The following is an 18,186-nucleotide window of genomic DNA, read 5'->3' on the forward strand; positions in this document are numbered from 1 at the left end:
GGCTCGCCTTGTCCGCAGCCGAACGGCATTGCGATGTCTTGATCATCGGCGCCGGCAGTGCCGGTTCGGTTGTGGCCGAACGCCTTTCCGCCGACTTACGGTGCCGGGTGACGGTTCTGGAAGCCGGCCCTGGTCTCGAGGATGCCGAGCTGCTGTCCCGTACCCGCAACGGTTTCCAGCTGCCGATCGGGGCGGGCAGCAGTCTGGCCGAGCGCTATCTGACTACGCTGACCGACCATCCGGCGCGGCAGCTGCCGCTGGTGCGAGGCGCGACGCTGGGCGGTTCGGGGGCTGTCAACGGCGGCTATTTCTGCCGCGGTCTGCCCGCCGACTTCGACCGGCTGGCGCTGCCAGGGTGGGCCTGGTCCGACGTCGTGCCCCACTTCCGGGCCATCGAAACGGACCTCGATTTCGACACCCCGGCGCACGGTGGGGCGGGGCCGATCCCGGTGCGGCGCGCACCGGACATGACCGGTGCCAGCGCCGCGTTCCTCGAGGCCACTCAGCGCGCCGGGTTCGATTGGATCGCCGACTTGAACGACGTGGGTCCCGACCTGCCGTCGGGTGTGGGTCCCGTGCCCCTCAACATCGTCGACGGCGTACGCACCGGCCCCGGGGCGGCCTTCCTGTTGCCCGCGCTGGGCCGGCCGAACCTGACCATGATGGCACGCACCCGGGCACTGCGGCTGCGTTTCGACAAAGCGAGAGCCACCGGGGTCGATGCAACCGGACCCAGCGGCCCGGTTACCCTGACCGCAGACCGAATAGTCTTGTGCGCCGGTGCGATAGCGTCGGCCCATCTGCTGATGTTGTCGGGCGTCGGGGACGAGGCGGTGTTGACCGCCGCCGGCGTGAAAGTTGTTGCGGCGCTGCCGGTCGGGAGGAACTGCAGTGACCACCCGGAATGGGTGATGCCCACCGACTGGGACGTGGCCGTGAACCGACCGGTGCTGGAGTTGGTGCTCAGCACCAGCGATGGCGTCGAAATTCGGCCATACACAGGTGGTTTCGTGGCAATGACGGGAGACGGAACGCCGGGTCACCGGGACTGGCCGCACATCGGTGTGGCGCTCATGCGGCCTACGGCGCGCGGCTGCATCACCCTGGTGTCTCCCGAACCCGGTGTGCCGCCGCGGATCCAGCACCACTACGACAGTGCGCCAGGCGATGTCGCTGCCCTGCGCGCAGGTAGCGATCTGGCGCGCGAATTGTGCACTACGGCAACCCATATCGGGCCAGCCGTGTGGTCGACATCCCAACATCTATGCGGCAGCGCGCCAATGGGTCTCGACGGTGACGCGCACGCCGTCGTCGACTGCCGCTGTCGGGTAAAGGGTTTGGAAAGCCTGTGGGTGATCGACGGTTCGATCCTGCCGCTGGTTCCCAGCCGGGGACCGCACGCCACCATCGTGATGCTCGGACATCGAGCGGCCGAGTTCGTCGGGTGAGCCCCTCAGCCGGCGGCCGCGGCCGACTCGCCGGTCGCTTCGAACCGGGGAGCCGCCGGAGCTGCCGGGGCCGCCGCAGCCGCGGCTCGCGCCGCGAGCGGCGCCGGCAGCGCGGACACCGCTGCCGTCTGTACTTCAGTTGACTCAGGAGGGCTCGTCGGTAGCGACGGGATTGGCTGACGCTTAGCCGACCCCGCCGATCCCGCCGCTACTGCCGACCCCACCGATCCCACCGGCGTAGCCGCCGGTGCGATCGCTGAGCCTACCGGTCCAGCTGCCGCCGGACTGATAGTCATTGTTGGCGCCGCTGCCGCGGCCGCCGGCGCCGCATGGGCGCCTTCGCCCAGGACCGAATGTCCGAGCGTCTGCTGGGGCAAGTTGGTCGTGCCGCTCTGAATGCTCGAGACGTTTGCGGCCTCGCTGAGGGCGTACTGCTGCGACCCGAGGTTCATCAGATGCACGAACTGGTCGTGGAACGACGCCGCCTGCGCCGCGATCTGTTGAAAAGCCTGGGCGTGCGCACCGAACAACGCGGCCATCTCCGCCGACACCGCGTCGGCACCCGCCGGGATCAGCACGCCGGATGTCGGGCTGGCCGCCGCCGCGCTCGCGTCACTGATCGCTGAGCCGATATTGGCCAAATCCATTGCTGCGGCGGCAACATACTCCGTTGCAGCGATTACGTAAGACATACCGCCCCCCGGCTAGCGTGGATTGCGTTCGTCTCCCCACGAACTCGCCCCTCAGTCGGATGTTAATTCAGGGGCGCTTCGGCCGAGGCGTTTTTGCTCAAGTCAGACAATTTTCTCGACCGCGGATGCGACGGGCCAGCGGCAACTGGCGTCCGTCGCGGCCCGGTGCCCAAAAACCGACCAGCAACGCGGCGACACCGACGATGACAGCCATCGTGATCATCGAGGTGTGCATGGCCGTCATGAAGGCGGTCTGACTTAAGGTGGTCAGCTGATCACCTTGCGGTCCAATCCTTTCCGCTACCTCGACCGCCTTCGGCAAGGAGTCGGACGCCGGGCCGCGCACCGGTTCGGGGAACGCCGTCAGGTGTGGGGCCAGCTCGCGGCTGTATCGACCGGCCAGGATCGAGCCCGCCACGGCGATGCCCAGTGCTCCGCCCAACTCGCGCGCGGTGTCGTTGACCGCGGAGGCGACTCCCTGTTTCTCGTCGGGGACGGCGGCCATGATGGCCGACGTGGTGGGCGCCGTGCAGAATCCGATGCCGGTGCTCAGGATCAGAGTCGGCCAGGCCAGCTCGAGATAGGACGAGTTCAGATCCAGGACCAGCATGCACAGGAAGCCGACCGCCATCAGCAAGGTGCCGGCGAAGAGCACCAGACGAAGCCCGAGTTTCGGCACATACCAGAACGACAGCGCCGAACAGATGCCCAAAGGCACCATGAACGGCCCGAATGCGACCGCCGTCATCAGGGGCGAGTAGCCCATGATCTGCTGGACATACTGCATGCCCAGATAGAAGAAGCCGAAGGTTGCGCCGAAGAGCACGACGATCGTCGCGGTCCCGGTCGCGAAACCCTCGTCGGCGAAGAGGCGGACATCCAGAAGTGGCTGCCGCTTGCGGAATTCGACTAGGCCGAAGGCCGCGGCGATAACCGTCCCGGCGACAAGTCCGCCCCACACCTGCGGGTCACTCCACCCGCGCGACGGGGCCTGCAGGATCGCGAACACTCCGCTCGCGACCGCCGTGCCGATGAGCAGTGCGCCCAGCCAGTCGAGACGCGGAGCCTCGGCATCCCGGGACGACGAAATGGTGCACGCCATGGCGAAGATCACCAATCCGGCGGCGCCCATTGCCCAGAAGATGGCATGCCAGTCCCAAAAACGAAGTAACAGGCCAGAACCCAGCATGCCGACCACCCCGCCTGATCCGGCCGTACCGGCCCAGATGCCAACGGCCTTGATGCGCTGATCTCTTGGATAGGCCACCGTGAGCAGTGACAGCGTCGCGGGCATCACGAACGCAGCGCCGATACCGGCCAGTGTCCGCCCTGCGATGATCTGGGTCGGCGAATGCAGCAGCGCCGGAGCCATCGAGGCCACAGAGAAGATTGTCAGGCCGGCGAGCAGGGCCCCGCGCCTGCCGTAGCGGTCCCCGATCGCCCCGGCCGGCAGCAGCAGGCAGGCTAACGCCACCGTGTAGCCGTCGACGATCCAGGTCAGCTGGGTCTGGGTCGCCGACGTTGCCACCGCGATGTCACCCAGGGCGGTGTTCAGTGCCGTCATCGACGCGACAACCAGTGAGACCCCGAGGCAGGCGACGGCCAGGGTCCACCTGCGCGCGCTATTGCCGGTGCCTGGCGCCTCAGTACGCTGATCGGGCAGGGAAAGACGTTCATCGGGTCGGAACAGGGTTGCGACCATGCTCGCGCCTCCTTTCGGCGGCGAAGTAGTTGCCGAGACTAATGGTCTCGTGCATAGACGGTTAACCTCGGACCCAAACAGGGAGGTGCGTCACAATCAGCAACGGGAGTAGTCAGGATCCCCGTCCGGCGCGATCTCGGGCGCGGTTGCTCGAGGCCGCCGCGGGACTGCTTCGTGCCGGGGGTCCCAGCGCGGTCACCGTCGACGCGGTCACCCGCGCCGCCAACGTGGCGCGGGCCACGCTGTATCGCCACTTTCCGAGTGGAAACGACTTGCTGGCGGCGACTTTCACCAGCCTGATGCCGACTGCCCCGGAGCCTCCGACGGAAGGGTCGCTGCGGGACCGGTTGCTGGCCATTGTGTTGGGGCAGGCCGAAGCCATCGCCGAGGCCCCCGCCGTTCTGACCGCGATGGCGTGGCTGGCGTTGGGCTCGGACCTGCAGGAAATGCCGGAGCCTCGGCACACCGAGGGCGCTCAGAGCGCAATCAGCTCGCTGCGCGAACGCATCGCCCAACAGTATGCGGCGCCGTTCGACAGCTTGTTCGACAGTCCGCAGGCCGCCGAGCTGGGCGAGGTGGACCGCTCGCGAGCGATTGCGCTGCTGATCGGCCCGCTGGTGCTCGGCCGGTTGAGTACCTTGCCGGACTTCGACTACCGCGAATGCGCGCGCGCCGCCGTCGACGGGTTCCTGCACGTGCAGCGCAACCAGGCCGGCGGTGAGGGCGTGGCGAGTTCTGTTGCCGCGCAGTGATTCCCACTCGCTACTAGAGGCCCGTTCGATCCTTGATGCGTTGCCGCACCGCGGCCTTGCCCGTGGCCAGCGTCGCCACCCCCAAACGCGTCGCACTCCACCTGAACTCGTTGTCGGCGATCCAGCGCACGTACAACAGCTCGGAATGCTCGAGCAGTTGCAGGGCCTCCAGAATGGATTCCCGGACGGGTCTGGCGCGCAGGACGAGACCGGTCCGTTCGGGGAATCCGCGAAACATCCACTCGCTGAAATGTGACAGCGCCAGTACTTCCGTACTCCTGGGATTCTCCGGGTCGAATACCCCCAGGAGTTCGACCGCCAGTTCGGCCGGTGGCGCCCCGTTGATCCAGTCGATCATCGGCTGTGCGGGGTCAGGTTCTCCCGGATTCGGCCCGAACACGGTTGGAAGCGTACGGGCCGGGCCCGGCGGCCGCCCGCTACGGCGCAAAAGCCCTGCTAGGGTCGGTGTCGACCCGAGCCGGGAAGCATCCTGGGCATCCCGCGCATCGTCACCACCCGGGATTTGGCCCAAGCGCTGATCTGGGGCATACTGTTCAGGTTGCCTTGCGCCAGGTTCAGGCCTGGCCCGGGCATACGACCAGCGCCCACCAGGGGCGCGTCCGGTCCCCACCTTGGAGCGCGACTATTTTGGCCGCCTACGAGGCTGCGTGCGGGTGACACACCCGAGCGCGGGGAGCGGTTGAACCAAGACAGGTAAACAGCGGCGCAGTATCCGGCGCAACGCTAGACCGGCCCTCGCAGGGCGGCCGGTCCGCGCGCCGGGGGGCACTGAGGTCGAATAACGGCTGAGGTCCGGACACGGGCTCGAAGTGTGGGAGAAGAGGTAGGAGAAGCGTGGCGGGACAAAAGATCCGCATCAGGCTTAAGGCCTACGACCATGAGGCTATTGACGCGTCGGCGCGCAAGATCGTCGAGACCGTCGTCCGTACAGGAGCCAGCGTCGTGGGACCGGTGCCGCTGCCGACGGAAAAGAATGTGTACTGCGTCATCCGCTCTCCGCATAAGTACAAGGACTCGCGGGAGCACTTCGAGATGCGTACTCATAAGCGGCTGATCGACATCCTCGACCCGACGCCGAAGACCGTTGACGCTCTGATGCGCATCGATCTTCCGGCCAGTGTCGACGTCAACATCCAGTAGGGGATCGGCGAGCAATGGCGAGAAAAGGCATTCTGGGCACGAAGCTGGGCATGACGCAGGTGTTCGACGAGAACAACCGCGTCGTGCCGGTGACTGTCGTCAAGGCCGGCCCGAACGTGGTGACCCGCGTCCGGACCCCGGAGCGTGACGGATACAGCGCAGTACAGGTCGCTTACGGCGAGATCAGCCCCCGCAAGGTCAACAAGCCGGTCACCGGCCAGTACGCGGCGGCGGGCGTCAACCCGCGCCGGCACCTGGCCGAGTTGCGGCTGGACGACGAGGCGGCGGCGGCCGAGTACGAGGTCGGTCAGGAGCTGACGGCGGAGATCTTCGCCGACGGCGCCTACGTCGACGTGACCGGCACGTCCAAGGGTAAGGGCTTCGCCGGCACGATGAAGCGGCACGGCTTCCGCGGACAAGGCGCCAGTCACGGAGCCCAGGCGGTGCATCGCCGCCCAGGTTCCATCGGCGGTTGTGCCACTCCGGCTCGGGTGTTCAAGGGCACCCGGATGTCCGGCCGGATGGGCAACGACCGGGTGACCGTGCAGAACCTGGTGGTGCACAAGGTCGACGCCGAGAACGGCGTGCTGCTGATCAAGGGTGCGGTCCCGGGCCGCACCGGTGGACTCGTGGTGGTCCGCAGTGCCATCAAACGAGGTGAGAAGTAATGGCGGACAAGACATTAAAGATTGACGTCAAGACTCCGGCCGGCAAGACGGACGGTTCCATCGACCTGCCGGCCGAGTTGTTCGACGCGCCGGCCAACATCGCGTTGATGCACCAGGTGGTTACCGCGCAGCAGGCCGCGAAACGTCAAGGTACGCACTCGACCAAGACGCGCGGCGACGTCAGCGGCGGTGGCCGCAAACCGTACCGGCAGAAGGGAACCGGCCGGGCCCGTCAGGGTTCGACGCGGGCTCCGCAGTTCACCGGTGGTGGCACCGTGCACGGCCCGCAACCGCGGGACTACAGCCAGCGCACGCCCAAGAAGATGATCGCCGCGGCATTGCGCGGTGCGCTCTCCGACCGGGCACGCAACGGGCGCATCCATGCCGTCACCGAGTTCGTTGAGGGCCAGACTCCTTCGACGAAGAGCGCCAAGGCGTTTCTGTCCACCCTGACCGACCGCAAGCAGGTGCTGGTGGTTATCGGGCGCAGCGACGAGGCGGGCGTCAAGAGCGTGCGCAACCTGCCCGGTGTGCACATCCTGCCGCCGGACCAACTCAACACCTACGACGTGCTGCGCGCCGATGATGTGGTGTTCAGCGTCGAGGCCCTGAACGCCTACATCTCAGCTAACACAGCCAACACCGCATCTTCCGAGGAGGTTTCGGCCTGATGGCGACCATCGCTGACCCGCGGGACATCATCCTGGCGCCGGTCATCTCCGAAAAGTCCTACGGACTGCTCGACGACAACGTGTACACCTTCGTCGTGCACCCCGACTCCAACAAGACGCAGATCAAGATCGCCATCGAGAAGATCTTCTCCGTCAAGGTCGCCTCGGTGAACACCGCCAATCGGCAGGGCAAGCGCAAGCGCACCAGGTCCGGATACGGCACGCGCAAGAGCACCAAGCGCGCGATCGTCACGCTGGCCCCGGGCAGCAAGCCGATCGACCTGTTCGGAGCACCGGCCTAGTCCGGGCGACGAGAGAAAGACCTGATTAGACATGGCAATTCGCAAGTACAAGCCGACGACTCCCGGTCGCCGCGGCGCCAGCGTGTCGGACTTCTCCGAGATCACCCGTTCGACCCCGGAGAAGTCGCTGGTTCGGCCGCTGCACGGCCACGGCGGACGTAACGCGCACGGCCGCATCACCACCCGGCACAAGGGCGGTGGCCACAAGCGCGCCTACCGGGTGATCGACTTCCGTCGCAACGACAAGGACGGCGTCAACGCCAAGGTTGCGCACATCGAGTACGACCCGAACCGCACCGCGCGCATCGCGCTCCTGCACTTCCTGGACGGCGAGAAGCGCTACATCATTGCGCCGAACGGTCTTTCGCAGGGCGACATCGTCGAGTCGGGCGCCAACGCCGACATCAAGCCCGGCAACAACCTGCCGCTGCGCAACATCCCGGCCGGCACCCTGGTGCACGCCGTGGAATTGCGGCCCGGTGGCGGTGCCAAGCTAGCCCGGTCCGCCGGGTCCAGCATCCAGTTGCTCGGTAAGGAAGCCACCTACGCCTCGCTGCGCATGCCCAGCGGCGAAATCCGCCGCGTAGACGTCCGCTGTCGCGCCACTGTCGGTGAGGTGGGTAACGCCGAGCAGGCGAACATCAACTGGGGCAAGGCCGGCCGGATGCGGTGGAAGGGCAAGCGCCCCTCCGTGCGTGGTGTCGTGATGAACCCGGTCGACCACCCGCACGGCGGTGGTGAGGGCAAGACCTCCGGTGGTCGTCACCCCGTGAGCCCGTGGGGCAAGCCCGAGGGCCGCACCCGCAACCCGAACAAAGCCAGCAACAAGCTCATCGTCCGACGCCGGCGCACCGGCAAGAAGCACGGGCGTTAGGACAGGGGAGTAGCGAACTATGCCACGCAGCCTCAAGAAGGGCCCGTTCGTCGACGACCATCTGCTCAAGAAGGTCGACGTACAGAACGAGAAAAACACCAAGCAGGTCATCAAGACCTGGTCGCGACGCTCGACCATCATTCCCGATTTCATCGGGCACACCTTCGCGGTGCACGACGGCCGCAAGCACGTCCCGGTGTTTGTCACCGAATCGATGGTGGGGCACAAGCTTGGTGAATTCGCGCCCACCCGCACCTTCAAGGGGCACATCAAGGACGACCGAAAGAGCAAACGGCGATGAGTACCACCACGATCGAATATCCCTCGGCGACCGCCAAGGCGCGGTTCGTGCGGGTGTCGCCGCGGAAGGCGCGCCGGGTCATCGACCTGGTCCGCGGCAAGTCGGTGACCGACGCCCTCGATATCCTGCGCTGGGCGCCGCAGGCCGCCAGTGAGCCGGTGGCCAAGGTGATCGCGAGTGCCGCGGCCAACGCCCAGAACAACAACGGTCTGGACCCGTCCACTCTCGTGGTGGCCACGGTGTACGCCGATGAAGGGCCGACCGCCAAGCGGATCCGTCCCCGCGCCCAGGGCCGTGCGTTCCGAATTCGCAAGCGCACCAGCCACATCACGGTGATCGTGGAGAGCCGGCCGCCCAAGGACCAGCGCGCGGCGAAGTCGTCGCGGGCCCGGCGGGCCGAGGGCAGCAAGGCCGCCGCGAAGGGCGCACCTGCCAAGAAGGCGGCAACCAAAGCTCCCGCCAAGAAGGCACCCGCCAAGAAAGCGCCCGCGAAGAAAGCGGAGCCCAAGACCGAAGCCAAGACGTCTGAGACTTCTGATGCGAAGGGAGGCTCAGACTAGTGGGCCAGAAGATCAATCCGCACGGCTTCCGGCTGGGCATCACCACCGACTGGAAGTCGCGCTGGTACGCCGACAAGCAGTACGCCGACTACGTCAAGGAAGACGTCGCGATCCGACGGCTGCTGTCCAGCGGCCTCGAGCGCGCCGGCATCGCCGACGTGGAGATCGAGCGGACCCGCGACCGGGTTCGCGTTGATATCCACACCGCCCGCCCGGGCATTGTGATCGGGCGCCGGGGCACCGAGGCCGACCGCATTCGCGCCGACCTGGAGAAGCTGACCAAAAAGCAGGTGCAGCTCAACATCCTCGAGGTGAAAAACCCTGAGTCGCAGGCACAGTTGGTTGCCCAGGGCGTTGCGGAGCAGCTGAGCAATCGCGTGGCATTCCGCCGGGCGATGCGCAAGGCCATTCAGTCAGCCATGCGTCAGCCCAACGTCAAGGGCATCCGGGTGCAGTGCTCGGGCCGACTGGGCGGCGCGGAAATGAGCCGTTCGGAGTTCTATCGCGAGGGTCGGGTGCCGCTGCACACGCTGCGGGCCGACATCGACTACGGCCTGTATGAGGCCAAGACCACCTTTGGCCGCATCGGCGTGAAGGTGTGGATCTACAAGGGCGACATCGTCGGCGGCAAGCGTGAGCTGGCCGCTGCCGCCCCGGCCGCCGACCGTCCGCGCCGCGAGCGGCCGTCGGGCACCCGTCCGCGTCGTAGCGGTGCTTCGGGCACCACGGCGACCGGCACCGACGCCGGCCGCGCGGCGGGTGGCGAAGAGGGCTCGGCCCCTGCTGCGGCCGAGGCCGCGGCGGCGCCGGCAGTTGAAGCGCAGAGCACGGAGAGCTGAATCATGTTGATTCCCCGCAAGGTTAAACACCGCAAGCAGCACCACCCGCGCCAACGTGGCATCGCCAGCGGCGGCACGTCGGTGAACTTCGGCGACTACGGCATCCAGGCTTTGGAGCACGCGTACGTCACCAACCGGCAGATCGAATCCGCTCGTATCGCCATCAACCGGCACATCAAGCGTGGCGGCAAGGTGTGGATCAACATCTTCCCAGACCGCCCGCTGACCAAGAAGCCCGCTGAGACCCGGATGGGTTCGGGTAAGGGTTCGCCGGAATGGTGGGTGGTCAACGTCAAGCCGGGACGGGTGCTGTTCGAGTTGAGCTACCCGAACGAGCAGATCGCCCGCGCGGCGCTCACCCGAGCGATCCACAAGCTGCCGATCAAGGCACGCATCGTTACCCGAGAGGAGCAGTTCTGATGGCAGTGGGAGTTTCCCCTGGCGAACTGCGCGAGCTCACCGACGAGGAGTTGCACGAGCGCGTACGTGAGTCCAAGGAAGAGCTGTTCAATCTGCGCTTCCAGATGGCCACCGGCCAGCTCAGCAACAACCGCCGGCTCCGCACCGTGCGTCAGGAGATCGCGCGCGTCTACACGGTGCTGCGCGAACGCGAACTGGGTCTGGCTTCCGGCCCCGATGGGTCCGACGAGAAGGAATCGTGATGGCAGAAGCGAAGAAGGCACCGGCCAAGGCCGCTACCAAAGCCGCTCCGAAGGCCGCCGCCAAGGACGCCGGCTCGAAGGAGAAGGGTCCCAAGCACACTCCGGCCACGCCGAAGCCGCGCGGGCGTCGTAAGACGCGCATCGGCTACGTGGTGAGTGACAAGATGCAGAAGACCATCGTGGTCGAGCTCGAAGACCGCGTGCGGCACCCGTTGTACGGCAAGATCATTCGTACCACCAAGAAGGTCAAGGCGCACGACGAGAACAGCATCGCCGGTATCGGCGACCGTGTGTCGCTGATGGAGACGCGGCCGCTGTCGGCCACCAAGCGTTGGCGCCTGGTGGAGATTTTGGAAAAGGCGAAGTAAAGGGCAAGTAGCCCCCGCGAGCAGACGTAAAAGCCCCCGCACGCACGGCGTGTCGGGGGCTTTACGTCTGCTCGCGCAAACTGGCGCGCAGCCCGTGCACAAAAGTGCGCAGCCGTTCCGGCGTCGCGGTGTCCGGGTCGCTGAGTCGAAGCTGGAGCAATTCGCGACCGGCAGCGTAAAGGATCCGCGCCGTGTACTCCGGATCCTGCAACTTGGGGTTCAGGCGCAGCAGTTCTCCCTGCAAAAAATCCCGCACCACGGTCTGGGATTGAGCCAGCCGTTCATGTAATTCCGGCGGCGCGCCCTGCGGCGGAAACAGGAACAGTCGCCACGTCGCGGTGTGCGCGTCGACGGCGGCAAGAACTCCGTCGAACGCGCGCACCAGCGGTTGGTTGTCCTCGCTGGGTTCGCCCAACCCACTGATCGCCTCGACGAACTGCTCGCCGGCCCGTCCCGCCTCACGGTCGATCAGGGCGACGAAAAGCTTTGCGGGATCCCCGAACAACTGATAGATCAACGAACGGTTGATGCCGGCTTCCCGGGCGATGCGGTTCGGCGTCGCCGCATGAAACCCCTCGACGTCGACGATGGCGTGCGTGACATCCAGGATTTGCTCGCGCCGCTGTTCGGCGGTCATTCGCCGTTTGGGGGCTGCCCTGGTGGCTTGCGTCACGCTTGACAGCATAACTAACACTTTGTGAGTATTACTCACAACTTGTTAGTTATCGAGAGGTCTGCATGGTCACCTACTACCCGGAACTCGCGCAGCGGGTCGCAAGCCAACGGCAGCTGCAGCCAGATCTCTACGGCGACATCGACTTTGACGAGCGGCCGTACCGGCTGACCAGGCGGCCCGGCGACAAGTCGTCGTTGCCGGCGTGGGCCGCCGACCGCGACCAGATCCTCACTGACGACCGCGTCCTGGAGCTGATGGAGACGGCCACCATGCTCGGCGACGTGGTGGCGGACCCCTATGCGGCGTTGATGAGCCGCTACAGCGTCACCGAGCTGATCGACATGCTCAAGACGGCTTGCCGCGATGGCATCGACGCCGTTCCCGACGCGCCCGAAGAGCTGGTCGCGTTCATCGACGCGATGGAGGTCAGGCCGGATTGGATCAACTTCGATCTGATCGAGGAGGGCGCGCGGCAGGCGCGCGCCGCCGCGGCGTTGCTGGCCCACTTCATCACACGCGGCGCGTTCATCGCGACCTTCACCAACACCTACGCAGCGTTGCCGATGGGCCTGACCGGTGCGCTCTCGGGCCGCCGCGCCGCGCGCCGGGTCAACGAGACGGCGAGCTTCTTCGCCGTCACCACCCTGCCGGGTGCGTTGCAGCGTTACGGCCCGGGGTTCGAAGCGGCCGCGATGGTTCGATTGATGCATTCGATGGTCCGCTACAACGCGCTGAAGAAATCCGACAAGTGGGATGTCGATGTGTACGGCGTGCCGGTGCCGCAGGTCGACCAGATGCCGGCGGGCATGATCGGCCAGTACATGACGTCGCAACAGGTGCTTCGTCAGGGCCGGGACCAGTTCAACGAGCAGGAGCGAGCGCTCGTCGAATTCGGGCGTTACCGCTGTTTCCTACTTGGCCTACCCGAGGAACTGTTGCCCACCACACCCGCCGAGACGGTTCACGTCATGCACGCCCGTGCAGCGCTGTTGCGCGACGGATTCGACTCCGTCTGCCGTGAACTCGTCGACTCTACGATGGCCGCCTATCTGCGTCCGGGAACCTCGTGGTTCGATCGCGCCGCAGAGGCAGTGGAGAAGAGCTACAGCAAGGAGACCTTCGTCCGGGCGTTCTGCAACGGCCACCGCGCCACCGCCGAGGCCATGGGCGTGTCGATCGGGGTGGCCGACCGCATCCGCATCGCCCTGACCGGGCCGTTCATCGCCGGGCGCTTTGTTGCCGTTCAGCGCGCCAGTAACATTCCCGCGCTGCGTCAGCTGGTCGACCGATATGTCATCCGGCTGCTCAAGCTGCGACTGAGAACCTATGGAAAGCCCGAATTCACCAGCGATTCTGCGCATTACACGCCGATACCGCACTGAGCAGGATCAGGCGGGCATCGACAAACCTAGACAAACCGTCTAGCCGCCGCGAAATCTCAGCTGATTGCTATGCGGCCCGTGTAATGTCCACGGACATTCGGGAGGTCGGCGAACGCGTCGACAAGACAGAGTGAGGCTGGCGAATATGACTGGGCAGTCGGGGTTCAACGTACCGGGTCAATTTCAAGGCAAGATCGAGCTGGACATTCGGGATTCGGAGCCGGACTGGGGCCCGTACGCGGCGCCGACCGCTCCCGACAATTCGCCGAACATCCTCTACCTGGTATGGGACGACACCGGCATCGCGACCTGGGACTGCTTCGGCGGTCTGGTGGAGATGCCCGCCATGAGCAGGATTGCCGAACGCGGGGTGCGCCTCACGCAGTTTCACACCACCGCGCTGTGCTCTCCGACCCGGGCCTCGCTGCTGACCGGCCGCAACGCCACCACCGTCGGCATGGCCACCATTGAAGAGTTCACCGACGGGTTCCCCAACTGCAACGGCCGCATTCCGGCCGATACCGCACTGCTCTCTGAGGTGCTCAACGAGCGTGGGTACAACACCTACTGCATCGGCAAGTGGCACCTGACGCCGTTGGAAGAGTCCAGCATGGCCGCGACAAAACGGCATTGGCCGACGTCGCGTGGCTTCGAACGCTTCTACGGGTTCCTGGGCGGTGAAACCGACCAGTGGTATCCAGACCTGGTGTACGACAACCACCCGGTGAACCCGCCGGGCACCCCCGAGGACGGTTACCACCTGTCAAAAGACCTGGCCGACAAGACGATTCAATTCATCCGTGACGCCAAGGTGATCGCGCCGGACAAACCGTGGTTCAGTTACGTCTGCCCCGGAGCCGGCCACGCGCCGCACCATGTGTTCAAAGAATGGGCCGACAAGTACAACGGCGTCTTCGACATGGGTTACGAGAAATACCGCGAAATCGCTCTGGAAAAGCAGAAGGCGATGGGGATCGTTCCGCCGGACACCGAGTTGTCTCCGGTCAACCCCTACCTCGACGTCAAGGGACCGCAGGGAGAGGCGTGGCCGCTGCAGGACACCGTGCGCCCTTGGGACAGCCTCACCGACGACGAGAAGCGACTGTTCAGCCGGATGGCTGAGGTATTCGCCGGCTTCCTGAGCTACACCGATGCCCAGATCGGCCGGATCCTGGATTACCTGGAAGAGTCGGGTCAGCTGGACGACACCATCATCGTGGTCATCTCCGACAACGGCGCCAGCGGCGAAGGCGGCCCGAACGGGTCGGTCAACGAGGGCAAGTTCTTCAACGGCTACATCGACACCGTCGAGGAGAGCATGCGGCTCTTCGACCACCTGGGCGGACCGGAGACCTACAACCACTACCCGATCGGCTGGGCGATGGCCTTCAACACGCCCTATAAGTTGTTCAAGCGCTACGCCTCTCACGAGGGCGGTATCGCCGACACCGCGATCATCTCCTGGCCCAACGGCATCGCCGCGCACGGCGAGGTCCGCGATAACTACGTCAACGTCAGTGACATCACCCCGACCGTCTACGACCTCCTCGGCATGACCCCGCCGGACACCGTCAAGGGCATTGCGCAAAAGCCGCTGGACGGTGTGAGTTTCAAGACCGCCCTTGAGGATTCGAGCGCTGACACCGGTAAGACGACGCAGTTCTACACCATGCTCGGCACCCGTGGAATATGGCACCAGGGATGGTTCGCCAACACCGTGCATGCGGCCACACCCGCGGGCTGGTCACACTTCGAACAGGACCGCTGGGAGCTGTTCCACATCGAGCGGGACCGCAGCCAGTGCCACGACCTGGCGACGGAGCACCCTGACAAGCTCGAAGAACTCAAACAGCTGTGGTTCTCCGAGGCTGCCAAGTACAACGGGCTGCCGTTGGCCGACCTGAACATCTTCGAGACGTTGTCGCGGTCGCGGCCGTACCTGGTCAGCGAGCGGGACAGCTACATCTACTACCCCGACTGCGCCGACGTCGGCATCGGCGCCGCCCCCGAGATCCGCGGCCGGTCCTTCGCGGTGGTGGCCGACGTGACCTTGGATTCGACCGGCGCCGAAGGGGTGCTGTTCAAACAGGGTGGGGCGCACGGCGGGCATGTACTGTTCATCCAGGATGGGCGGTTGCAGTACGTCTACAACTTCCTCGGCGAACGGCAGCAGTTGATTCAGTCAGCCGGGCCGGTCCCGTTGGGTCGCCACCTGCTGGGCGCGCGTTACGAACGCACCGGAACCGTGCCGAACAGCCACACCCCGGTCGGCGTCGTCACGCTGTATTTCGACGAGCATCCGGTCGGGACGCTGCCCGACGTGATCACCCACCCCGGAACATTTGGATTGGCCGGTGCCGGCATCACCATCGGACGCAACGGCGGCTCGGGAGTGTCCAGCCGGTACAAGGCGCCGTTCGCGTTCACCGGCGGCACCATCACCCAAGTCGCCATGGACCTGTCGGGTCGGCCTTACGAGGATGTGGAAAAGGATCTGGCGCTTGCCTTTTCGCGCGACTGAGCGGTTTGCGCGGTTGGCGGCGCTGGTCGCGGCGGGCCTGTTTGCGACAGGCACGGCCGGCTGCGAGTCGCACACCGGGGGATCGGCCGCGCCGACCCGCCATCCGGATCCCGCCGAGCCGGTACCGGGCATCGCCGCCACGCTGCCGGACCACATTCCGCCGAATGCACTCGCCTGCGTCGTGACCCCGACGGGCGGCGGCGAGCCCACCGAAGTGACCGTGTCCGACCCGGCCGCCCCCCGTATCACCATTGCCGTTCCCGAGGGCTGGACGTCGACCGCCGGTTCCGGTGACACGCCATTGAGGCTCAGTGGCCCCGACACGTTGGCCGCGACGGTGTCCATAGCCGCCACAGACCAGCCGCCCGAGAGCGCGTTCCTGCGCTACACGGCCGGGGTCGGCGGCAGCCTGCCGCGAATCAAGTTCTCCGTCACTGGGTCGCCGTTCTGCGGTTACAGCAGCCAGCGACTGGCCGGCACGCTGCAAGCGCCCTCCGGCGGGATCGACTTCGCCGACCGGATCGCCCACATCTGGACGAACACCACGCAGTACCTGGTCGCGATCCATCTCGAGGCCCACGCGGGCGCCCCCGGTTTCGACGCTGCCAAATCCCTGTTGACTCAGGATTTCGCGGTCGTCATACCCTGAACTGGTGTTGACGGAGCTGGTGGAGCTGCCGGGCGGATCGTTCCGGATGGGGTCGACCAGCTTCTATCCCGAAGAGGCGCCGATCCATACCGTGACCGTGGCCGGGTTTGCGGTGGAACGCCACCCGGTGACCAACGCCCAGTTCGCCGAATTCGTCGCGGCGACAGGCTATGTGACCGTTGCCGAGCAGCCCCTGGATGCAACGCTCTATCCGGGGGCCGATCCCGCCGACCTATGTCCCGGCGCCATGGTGTTCCGCCCCACGCGGGGACCGGTCGACCTGCGCGACTGGCGGCAGTGGTGGGACTGGGCGCCCGGAGCGAGCTGGCGCCAGCCCTTCGGTCCCGACAGCGACGTCGCGGATCGACCCGATCACCCGGTCGTGCAAGTGGCGTATTCCGACGCCGCGGCCTACGCACGATGGGCGGGACGGCGCTTACCGACGGAAGCCGAGTGGGAGTACGCCGCCCGCGCCGGCACGACCGGCCGATACGCGTGGGGCGACGAGGAAAGGCCCGACGGCCAGTTGATGGCGAACACCTGGCAGGGCCGGTTCCCGTACCGAAACGACGGCGCGCTTGGCTGGTTCGGCACGTCGCCGGTCGGCGCCTTTCCACCCAACGGTTTCGGCCTGTCCGACATGATCGGCAACGTCTGGGAATGGACGACAACGGAGTTCAGCTCACACCACCGCCTGGACCAGCCGCCGAAGGCATGCTGCGCCCCGGCCAATCCGGCCGACCCGTCGATCAGTCAGACCCTCAAGGGCGGTTCCCATCTGTGCGCGCCGGAATACTGCCATCGCTACCGGCCGTCGGCCCGCTCGCCGCAGTCTCAGGACACCGCGACCACTCATATCGGATTCCGTTGCGTGGTGGATTCAACCCGGGTCGAATAAATTTGCCGCCGAACGCCGCGCCGCATTGCGGGCGGAAAATCTATGAGTTTCAATAACCTTTCGCCAGCGAACCTCCCGCGCTTCCACCGAAAGGCCGCGTCCGATGAGCCATCAGGCCCCGCCGCCCGCCCCGCCCGCGCCGCCACAGAGTCAGCCGGCCGGGCCACCGAAGCAGCCGTCACGAGCGCGGCGGTTGCTGGTGGATCTCGGTGTGGTCCTAGCCGTCGTGGCCGTGTACGTGATCTCGTTGGTCGGTGTCCATCTTCTGGCGTCGTCCGGGGAATCGCTGCCGGAGCCGGACTTGGGCACCACCGACGACACCGTCGTGCAGGTGAAGGTCGAGGAACTGGACACCGTCAACAATCGGTTGAAGGTGAGTGTGCTTGTCATTCCCGAGGATTCGAAGTTCGACAAGAAGTTTCACACCCTGACCCAGGACCTGGCCGTGCGCATGTACCCCGAGAACGACCTGGGCGACCTGCAGTACCCGGTGGGGAAGTCACCGGCGCAGGTAAGCACCTACCTCGATGCGCAGGGTGATCCCGCGAACTGGCCGTTCGACTCGTACAGCACCGGCACCATCCAGGCGCAGGTGTTTGCCGGGACCGGCGACAACCGCACCGTGGAAGACGCCCGTGTCGAGGTGATCGGCGAGGTGGGCGGCTGGGATGTGAGCGTCCGGCGGGTCGGTGAATCGACGCAGAGCTCGCCACGGCCCGATGACGTCATCATCACCTTGCACCGATCCAAGAGCACGCTGATCTTCGACCTGGGCATCGTTTTGGTGCTCATCTCGCTGCCCGCGCTGGCGCTGTGGGTGTCCATCCCAATGGTGTTGGGCAAGAAGAAGTTCCTGCCGCCGTTCGTGTCCTGGTTCGCCGCCATGCTGTTCGCGGTGGTCCCGCTGCGAAATATCTTCCCGGGCAAGCCGCCGGAAGGTTCCTGGGTGGATCAGGCCATCACGTTGTGGGTGCTGCTTGCCCTGATCGTGGCAATGACGTTGTTCATCGTGGCGTACCGAAAACAGTCGGACTGAGGGTCAACCCTCGTCGATCGGAGC

At 66.0% G+C, this 18,186-nt stretch carries 22 protein-coding genes; 18 read left to right on the forward strand and 4 right to left on the reverse strand.

From position 1 onward, the window contains the following. The first annotated feature begins 8 nt into the window (after positions 1-8). The gene (gene mftG, locus BN972_RS02825; protein WP_036352653.1) at positions 9-1,448 is read left to right on the forward strand and encodes a mycofactocin dehydrogenase MftG; all 1,440 of its coding nucleotides are present in this window, start codon (positions 9-11) and stop codon (positions 1,446-1,448) included. A 5-nt stretch (positions 1,449-1,453) separates the two neighbouring features. On the opposite strand, the gene BN972_RS02830 is transcribed toward mftG, so the two are convergent. Continuing rightward, positions 1,454-2,140 carry a PE family protein gene (locus BN972_RS02830; protein ID WP_051544992.1) on the reverse strand — a complete coding sequence of 229 codons (687 nt, stop codon included), beginning with the start codon at positions 2,138-2,140 and terminating at the stop codon, positions 1,454-1,456. Positions 2,141-2,237: 97 nt separating this feature from the next. Further along, positions 2,238-3,842, reverse strand: a complete 1,605-nt coding sequence (locus BN972_RS02835) for an MFS transporter (protein ID WP_036352656.1) — start codon at positions 3,840-3,842, stop codon at positions 2,238-2,240. Positions 3,843-3,988: 146 nt separating this feature from the next. On the opposite strand from BN972_RS02835, the gene BN972_RS02840 reads away from it, so the two are divergent. Beyond that, entirely contained in the window at positions 3,989-4,594 is a 606-nt protein-coding gene (locus BN972_RS02840; protein WP_051544994.1) for a TetR/AcrR family transcriptional regulator, read from the forward strand. Positions 4,595-4,607: 13 nt separating this feature from the next. Here the strand turns inward: BN972_RS02840 and BN972_RS02845 are convergent, their stop codons facing one another. Further along, positions 4,608-4,994, reverse strand: coding sequence for a hypothetical protein (locus tag BN972_RS02845; RefSeq protein ID WP_142277037.1), 387 nt, complete (start codon positions 4,992-4,994; stop codon positions 4,608-4,610). A 455-nt stretch (positions 4,995-5,449) separates the two neighbouring features. Here BN972_RS02845 and rpsJ point away from each other — a divergent pair, with 455 nt between their 5' ends. Genes rpsJ through rpsQ form a run of 11 tightly spaced genes read left to right on the forward strand, consistent with a single transcriptional unit; the run spans position 5,450 to position 11,000 of the window. Further along, on the forward strand, positions 5,450-5,755 hold the full coding sequence (rpsJ, locus tag BN972_RS02850; RefSeq protein ID WP_003873519.1) for a 30S ribosomal protein S10: 306 nt from the start codon (positions 5,450-5,452) through the stop codon (positions 5,753-5,755). Positions 5,756-5,769: 14 nt separating this feature from the next. Continuing rightward, a complete protein-coding gene (gene rplC / locus BN972_RS02855; RefSeq protein ID WP_036352668.1) occupies positions 5,770-6,423 on the forward strand; it encodes a 50S ribosomal protein L3 in 654 nt (217 codons plus the stop codon). Continuing rightward, positions 6,423-7,094, forward strand: a complete 672-nt coding sequence (rplD, locus tag BN972_RS02860; RefSeq protein ID WP_036352671.1) for a 50S ribosomal protein L4 — start codon at positions 6,423-6,425, stop codon at positions 7,092-7,094. Before rplC ends, rplD begins: the two co-directional genes overlap by 1 nt. Continuing rightward, positions 7,094-7,396: a 50S ribosomal protein L23 gene (rplW, locus tag BN972_RS02865; RefSeq protein ID WP_036352674.1), complete on the forward strand. Its 303-nt coding sequence runs from the start codon at positions 7,094-7,096 to the stop codon at positions 7,394-7,396. The genes rplD and rplW overlap by 1 nt, the downstream gene beginning before the upstream one ends. A gap of 31 nt (positions 7,397-7,427) precedes the next feature. After that, complete coding sequence (rplB, locus tag BN972_RS02870; RefSeq protein WP_036352677.1) at positions 7,428-8,270, forward strand: 50S ribosomal protein L2; 843 nt, start codon at positions 7,428-7,430, stop codon at positions 8,268-8,270. A gap of 19 nt (positions 8,271-8,289) precedes the next feature. Continuing rightward, a complete protein-coding gene (gene rpsS / locus BN972_RS02875; protein WP_011739061.1) occupies positions 8,290-8,571 on the forward strand; it encodes a 30S ribosomal protein S19 in 282 nt (93 codons plus the stop codon). After that, positions 8,568-9,131 (forward strand): 50S ribosomal protein L22, encoded by a 564-nt coding sequence (rplV, locus tag BN972_RS02880; RefSeq protein ID WP_036352680.1) that lies wholly within the window; start codon positions 8,568-8,570, stop codon positions 9,129-9,131. Before rpsS ends, rplV begins: the two co-directional genes overlap by 4 nt. Beyond that, complete coding sequence (gene rpsC, locus BN972_RS02885) at positions 9,131-9,970, forward strand: 30S ribosomal protein S3 (RefSeq protein WP_036352683.1); 840 nt, start codon at positions 9,131-9,133, stop codon at positions 9,968-9,970. The genes rplV and rpsC overlap by 1 nt, the downstream gene beginning before the upstream one ends. Before the next feature lie 3 nt (positions 9,971-9,973). Then, positions 9,974-10,390, forward strand: coding sequence for a 50S ribosomal protein L16 (gene rplP / locus BN972_RS02890; RefSeq protein ID WP_036352685.1), 417 nt, complete (start codon positions 9,974-9,976; stop codon positions 10,388-10,390). Beyond that, positions 10,390-10,632 carry a 50S ribosomal protein L29 gene (gene rpmC / locus BN972_RS02895; protein ID WP_036352688.1) on the forward strand — a complete coding sequence of 81 codons (243 nt, stop codon included), beginning with the start codon at positions 10,390-10,392 and terminating at the stop codon, positions 10,630-10,632. Before rplP ends, rpmC begins: the two co-directional genes overlap by 1 nt. Beyond that, entirely contained in the window at positions 10,632-11,000 is a 369-nt protein-coding gene (rpsQ, locus tag BN972_RS02900; RefSeq protein ID WP_036352691.1) for a 30S ribosomal protein S17, read from the forward strand. The genes rpmC and rpsQ overlap by 1 nt, the downstream gene beginning before the upstream one ends. Before the next feature lie 61 nt (positions 11,001-11,061). Here rpsQ and BN972_RS02905 read toward each other — a convergent pair whose 3' ends face one another. Continuing rightward, entirely contained in the window at positions 11,062-11,637 is a 576-nt protein-coding gene (locus BN972_RS02905; protein WP_036352695.1) for a TetR/AcrR family transcriptional regulator, read from the reverse strand. A 101-nt stretch (positions 11,638-11,738) separates the two neighbouring features. On the opposite strand from BN972_RS02905, the gene BN972_RS02910 reads away from it, so the two are divergent. The 5 genes from BN972_RS02910 (at position 11,739) to BN972_RS02930 (ending at position 18,162) form a co-directional block, all read left to right on the forward strand. Then, positions 11,739-13,058: an oxygenase MpaB family protein gene (locus tag BN972_RS02910; protein ID WP_036352698.1), complete on the forward strand. Its 1,320-nt coding sequence runs from the start codon at positions 11,739-11,741 to the stop codon at positions 13,056-13,058. 145 nt (positions 13,059-13,203) lie between these two features. After that, entirely contained in the window at positions 13,204-15,579 is a 2,376-nt protein-coding gene (locus BN972_RS02915; protein ID WP_036352700.1) for an arylsulfatase, read from the forward strand. After that, positions 15,560-16,228, forward strand: coding sequence for a hypothetical protein (locus BN972_RS30110; protein ID WP_235192351.1), 669 nt, complete (start codon positions 15,560-15,562; stop codon positions 16,226-16,228). The genes BN972_RS02915 and BN972_RS30110 overlap by 20 nt, the downstream gene beginning before the upstream one ends. A 4-nt stretch (positions 16,229-16,232) precedes the next feature. After that, positions 16,233-17,126: a formylglycine-generating enzyme family protein gene (locus BN972_RS02925; protein WP_036352703.1), complete on the forward strand. Its 894-nt coding sequence runs from the start codon at positions 16,233-16,235 to the stop codon at positions 17,124-17,126. A 103-nt stretch (positions 17,127-17,229) separates the two neighbouring features. Further along, positions 17,230-18,162, forward strand: a complete 933-nt coding sequence (locus BN972_RS02930) for a DUF4436 domain-containing protein (protein WP_036352705.1) — start codon at positions 17,230-17,232, stop codon at positions 18,160-18,162. Positions 18,163-18,186: the final 24 nt, after the last annotated feature.

The organism is Mycobacterium asiaticum DSM 44297 (assembly GCF_000613245.1).
Taxonomy (GTDB): domain Bacteria; phylum Actinomycetota; class Actinomycetes; order Mycobacteriales; family Mycobacteriaceae; genus Mycobacterium; species Mycobacterium asiaticum.

Excerpts from the sequence above, each read along its gene's own strand:
- BN972_RS02905 (WP_036352695.1), bottom strand. The coding sequence starts at position 11,637 with ATGACCGCCGAACAGCGGCGCGAGCAAATCCTGGATGTCACGCACGCC.
- rpsS (WP_011739061.1), top strand. The coding sequence starts at position 8,290 with ATGCCACGCAGCCTCAAGAAGGGCCCGTTCGTCGACGACCATCTGCTC.
- rplC (WP_036352668.1), top strand. The coding sequence starts at position 5,770 with ATGGCGAGAAAAGGCATTCTGGGCACGAAGCTGGGCATGACGCAGGTG.
- rplP (WP_036352685.1), top strand. The coding sequence starts at position 9,974 with ATGTTGATTCCCCGCAAGGTTAAACACCGCAAGCAGCACCACCCGCGC.
- rplW (WP_036352674.1), top strand. The coding sequence starts at position 7,094 with ATGGCGACCATCGCTGACCCGCGGGACATCATCCTGGCGCCGGTCATC.
- BN972_RS02915 (WP_036352700.1), top strand. The coding sequence starts at position 13,204 with ATGACTGGGCAGTCGGGGTTCAACGTACCGGGTCAATTTCAAGGCAAG.
- BN972_RS02830 (WP_051544992.1), bottom strand. The coding sequence starts at position 2,140 with ATGTCTTACGTAATCGCTGCAACGGAGTATGTTGCCGCCGCAGCAATG.
- BN972_RS02930 (WP_036352705.1), top strand. The coding sequence starts at position 17,230 with ATGAGCCATCAGGCCCCGCCGCCCGCCCCGCCCGCGCCGCCACAGAGT.
- rplV (WP_036352680.1), top strand. The coding sequence starts at position 8,568 with ATGAGTACCACCACGATCGAATATCCCTCGGCGACCGCCAAGGCGCGG.
- rplD (WP_036352671.1), top strand. The coding sequence starts at position 6,423 with ATGGCGGACAAGACATTAAAGATTGACGTCAAGACTCCGGCCGGCAAG.
- rpsQ (WP_036352691.1), top strand. The coding sequence starts at position 10,632 with ATGGCAGAAGCGAAGAAGGCACCGGCCAAGGCCGCTACCAAAGCCGCT.
- rpmC (WP_036352688.1), top strand. The coding sequence starts at position 10,390 with ATGGCAGTGGGAGTTTCCCCTGGCGAACTGCGCGAGCTCACCGACGAG.
- rplB (WP_036352677.1), top strand. The coding sequence starts at position 7,428 with ATGGCAATTCGCAAGTACAAGCCGACGACTCCCGGTCGCCGCGGCGCC.
- BN972_RS02835 (WP_036352656.1), bottom strand. The coding sequence starts at position 3,842 with ATGGTCGCAACCCTGTTCCGACCCGATGAACGTCTTTCCCTGCCCGAT.
- BN972_RS02910 (WP_036352698.1), top strand. The coding sequence starts at position 11,739 with ATGGTCACCTACTACCCGGAACTCGCGCAGCGGGTCGCAAGCCAACGG.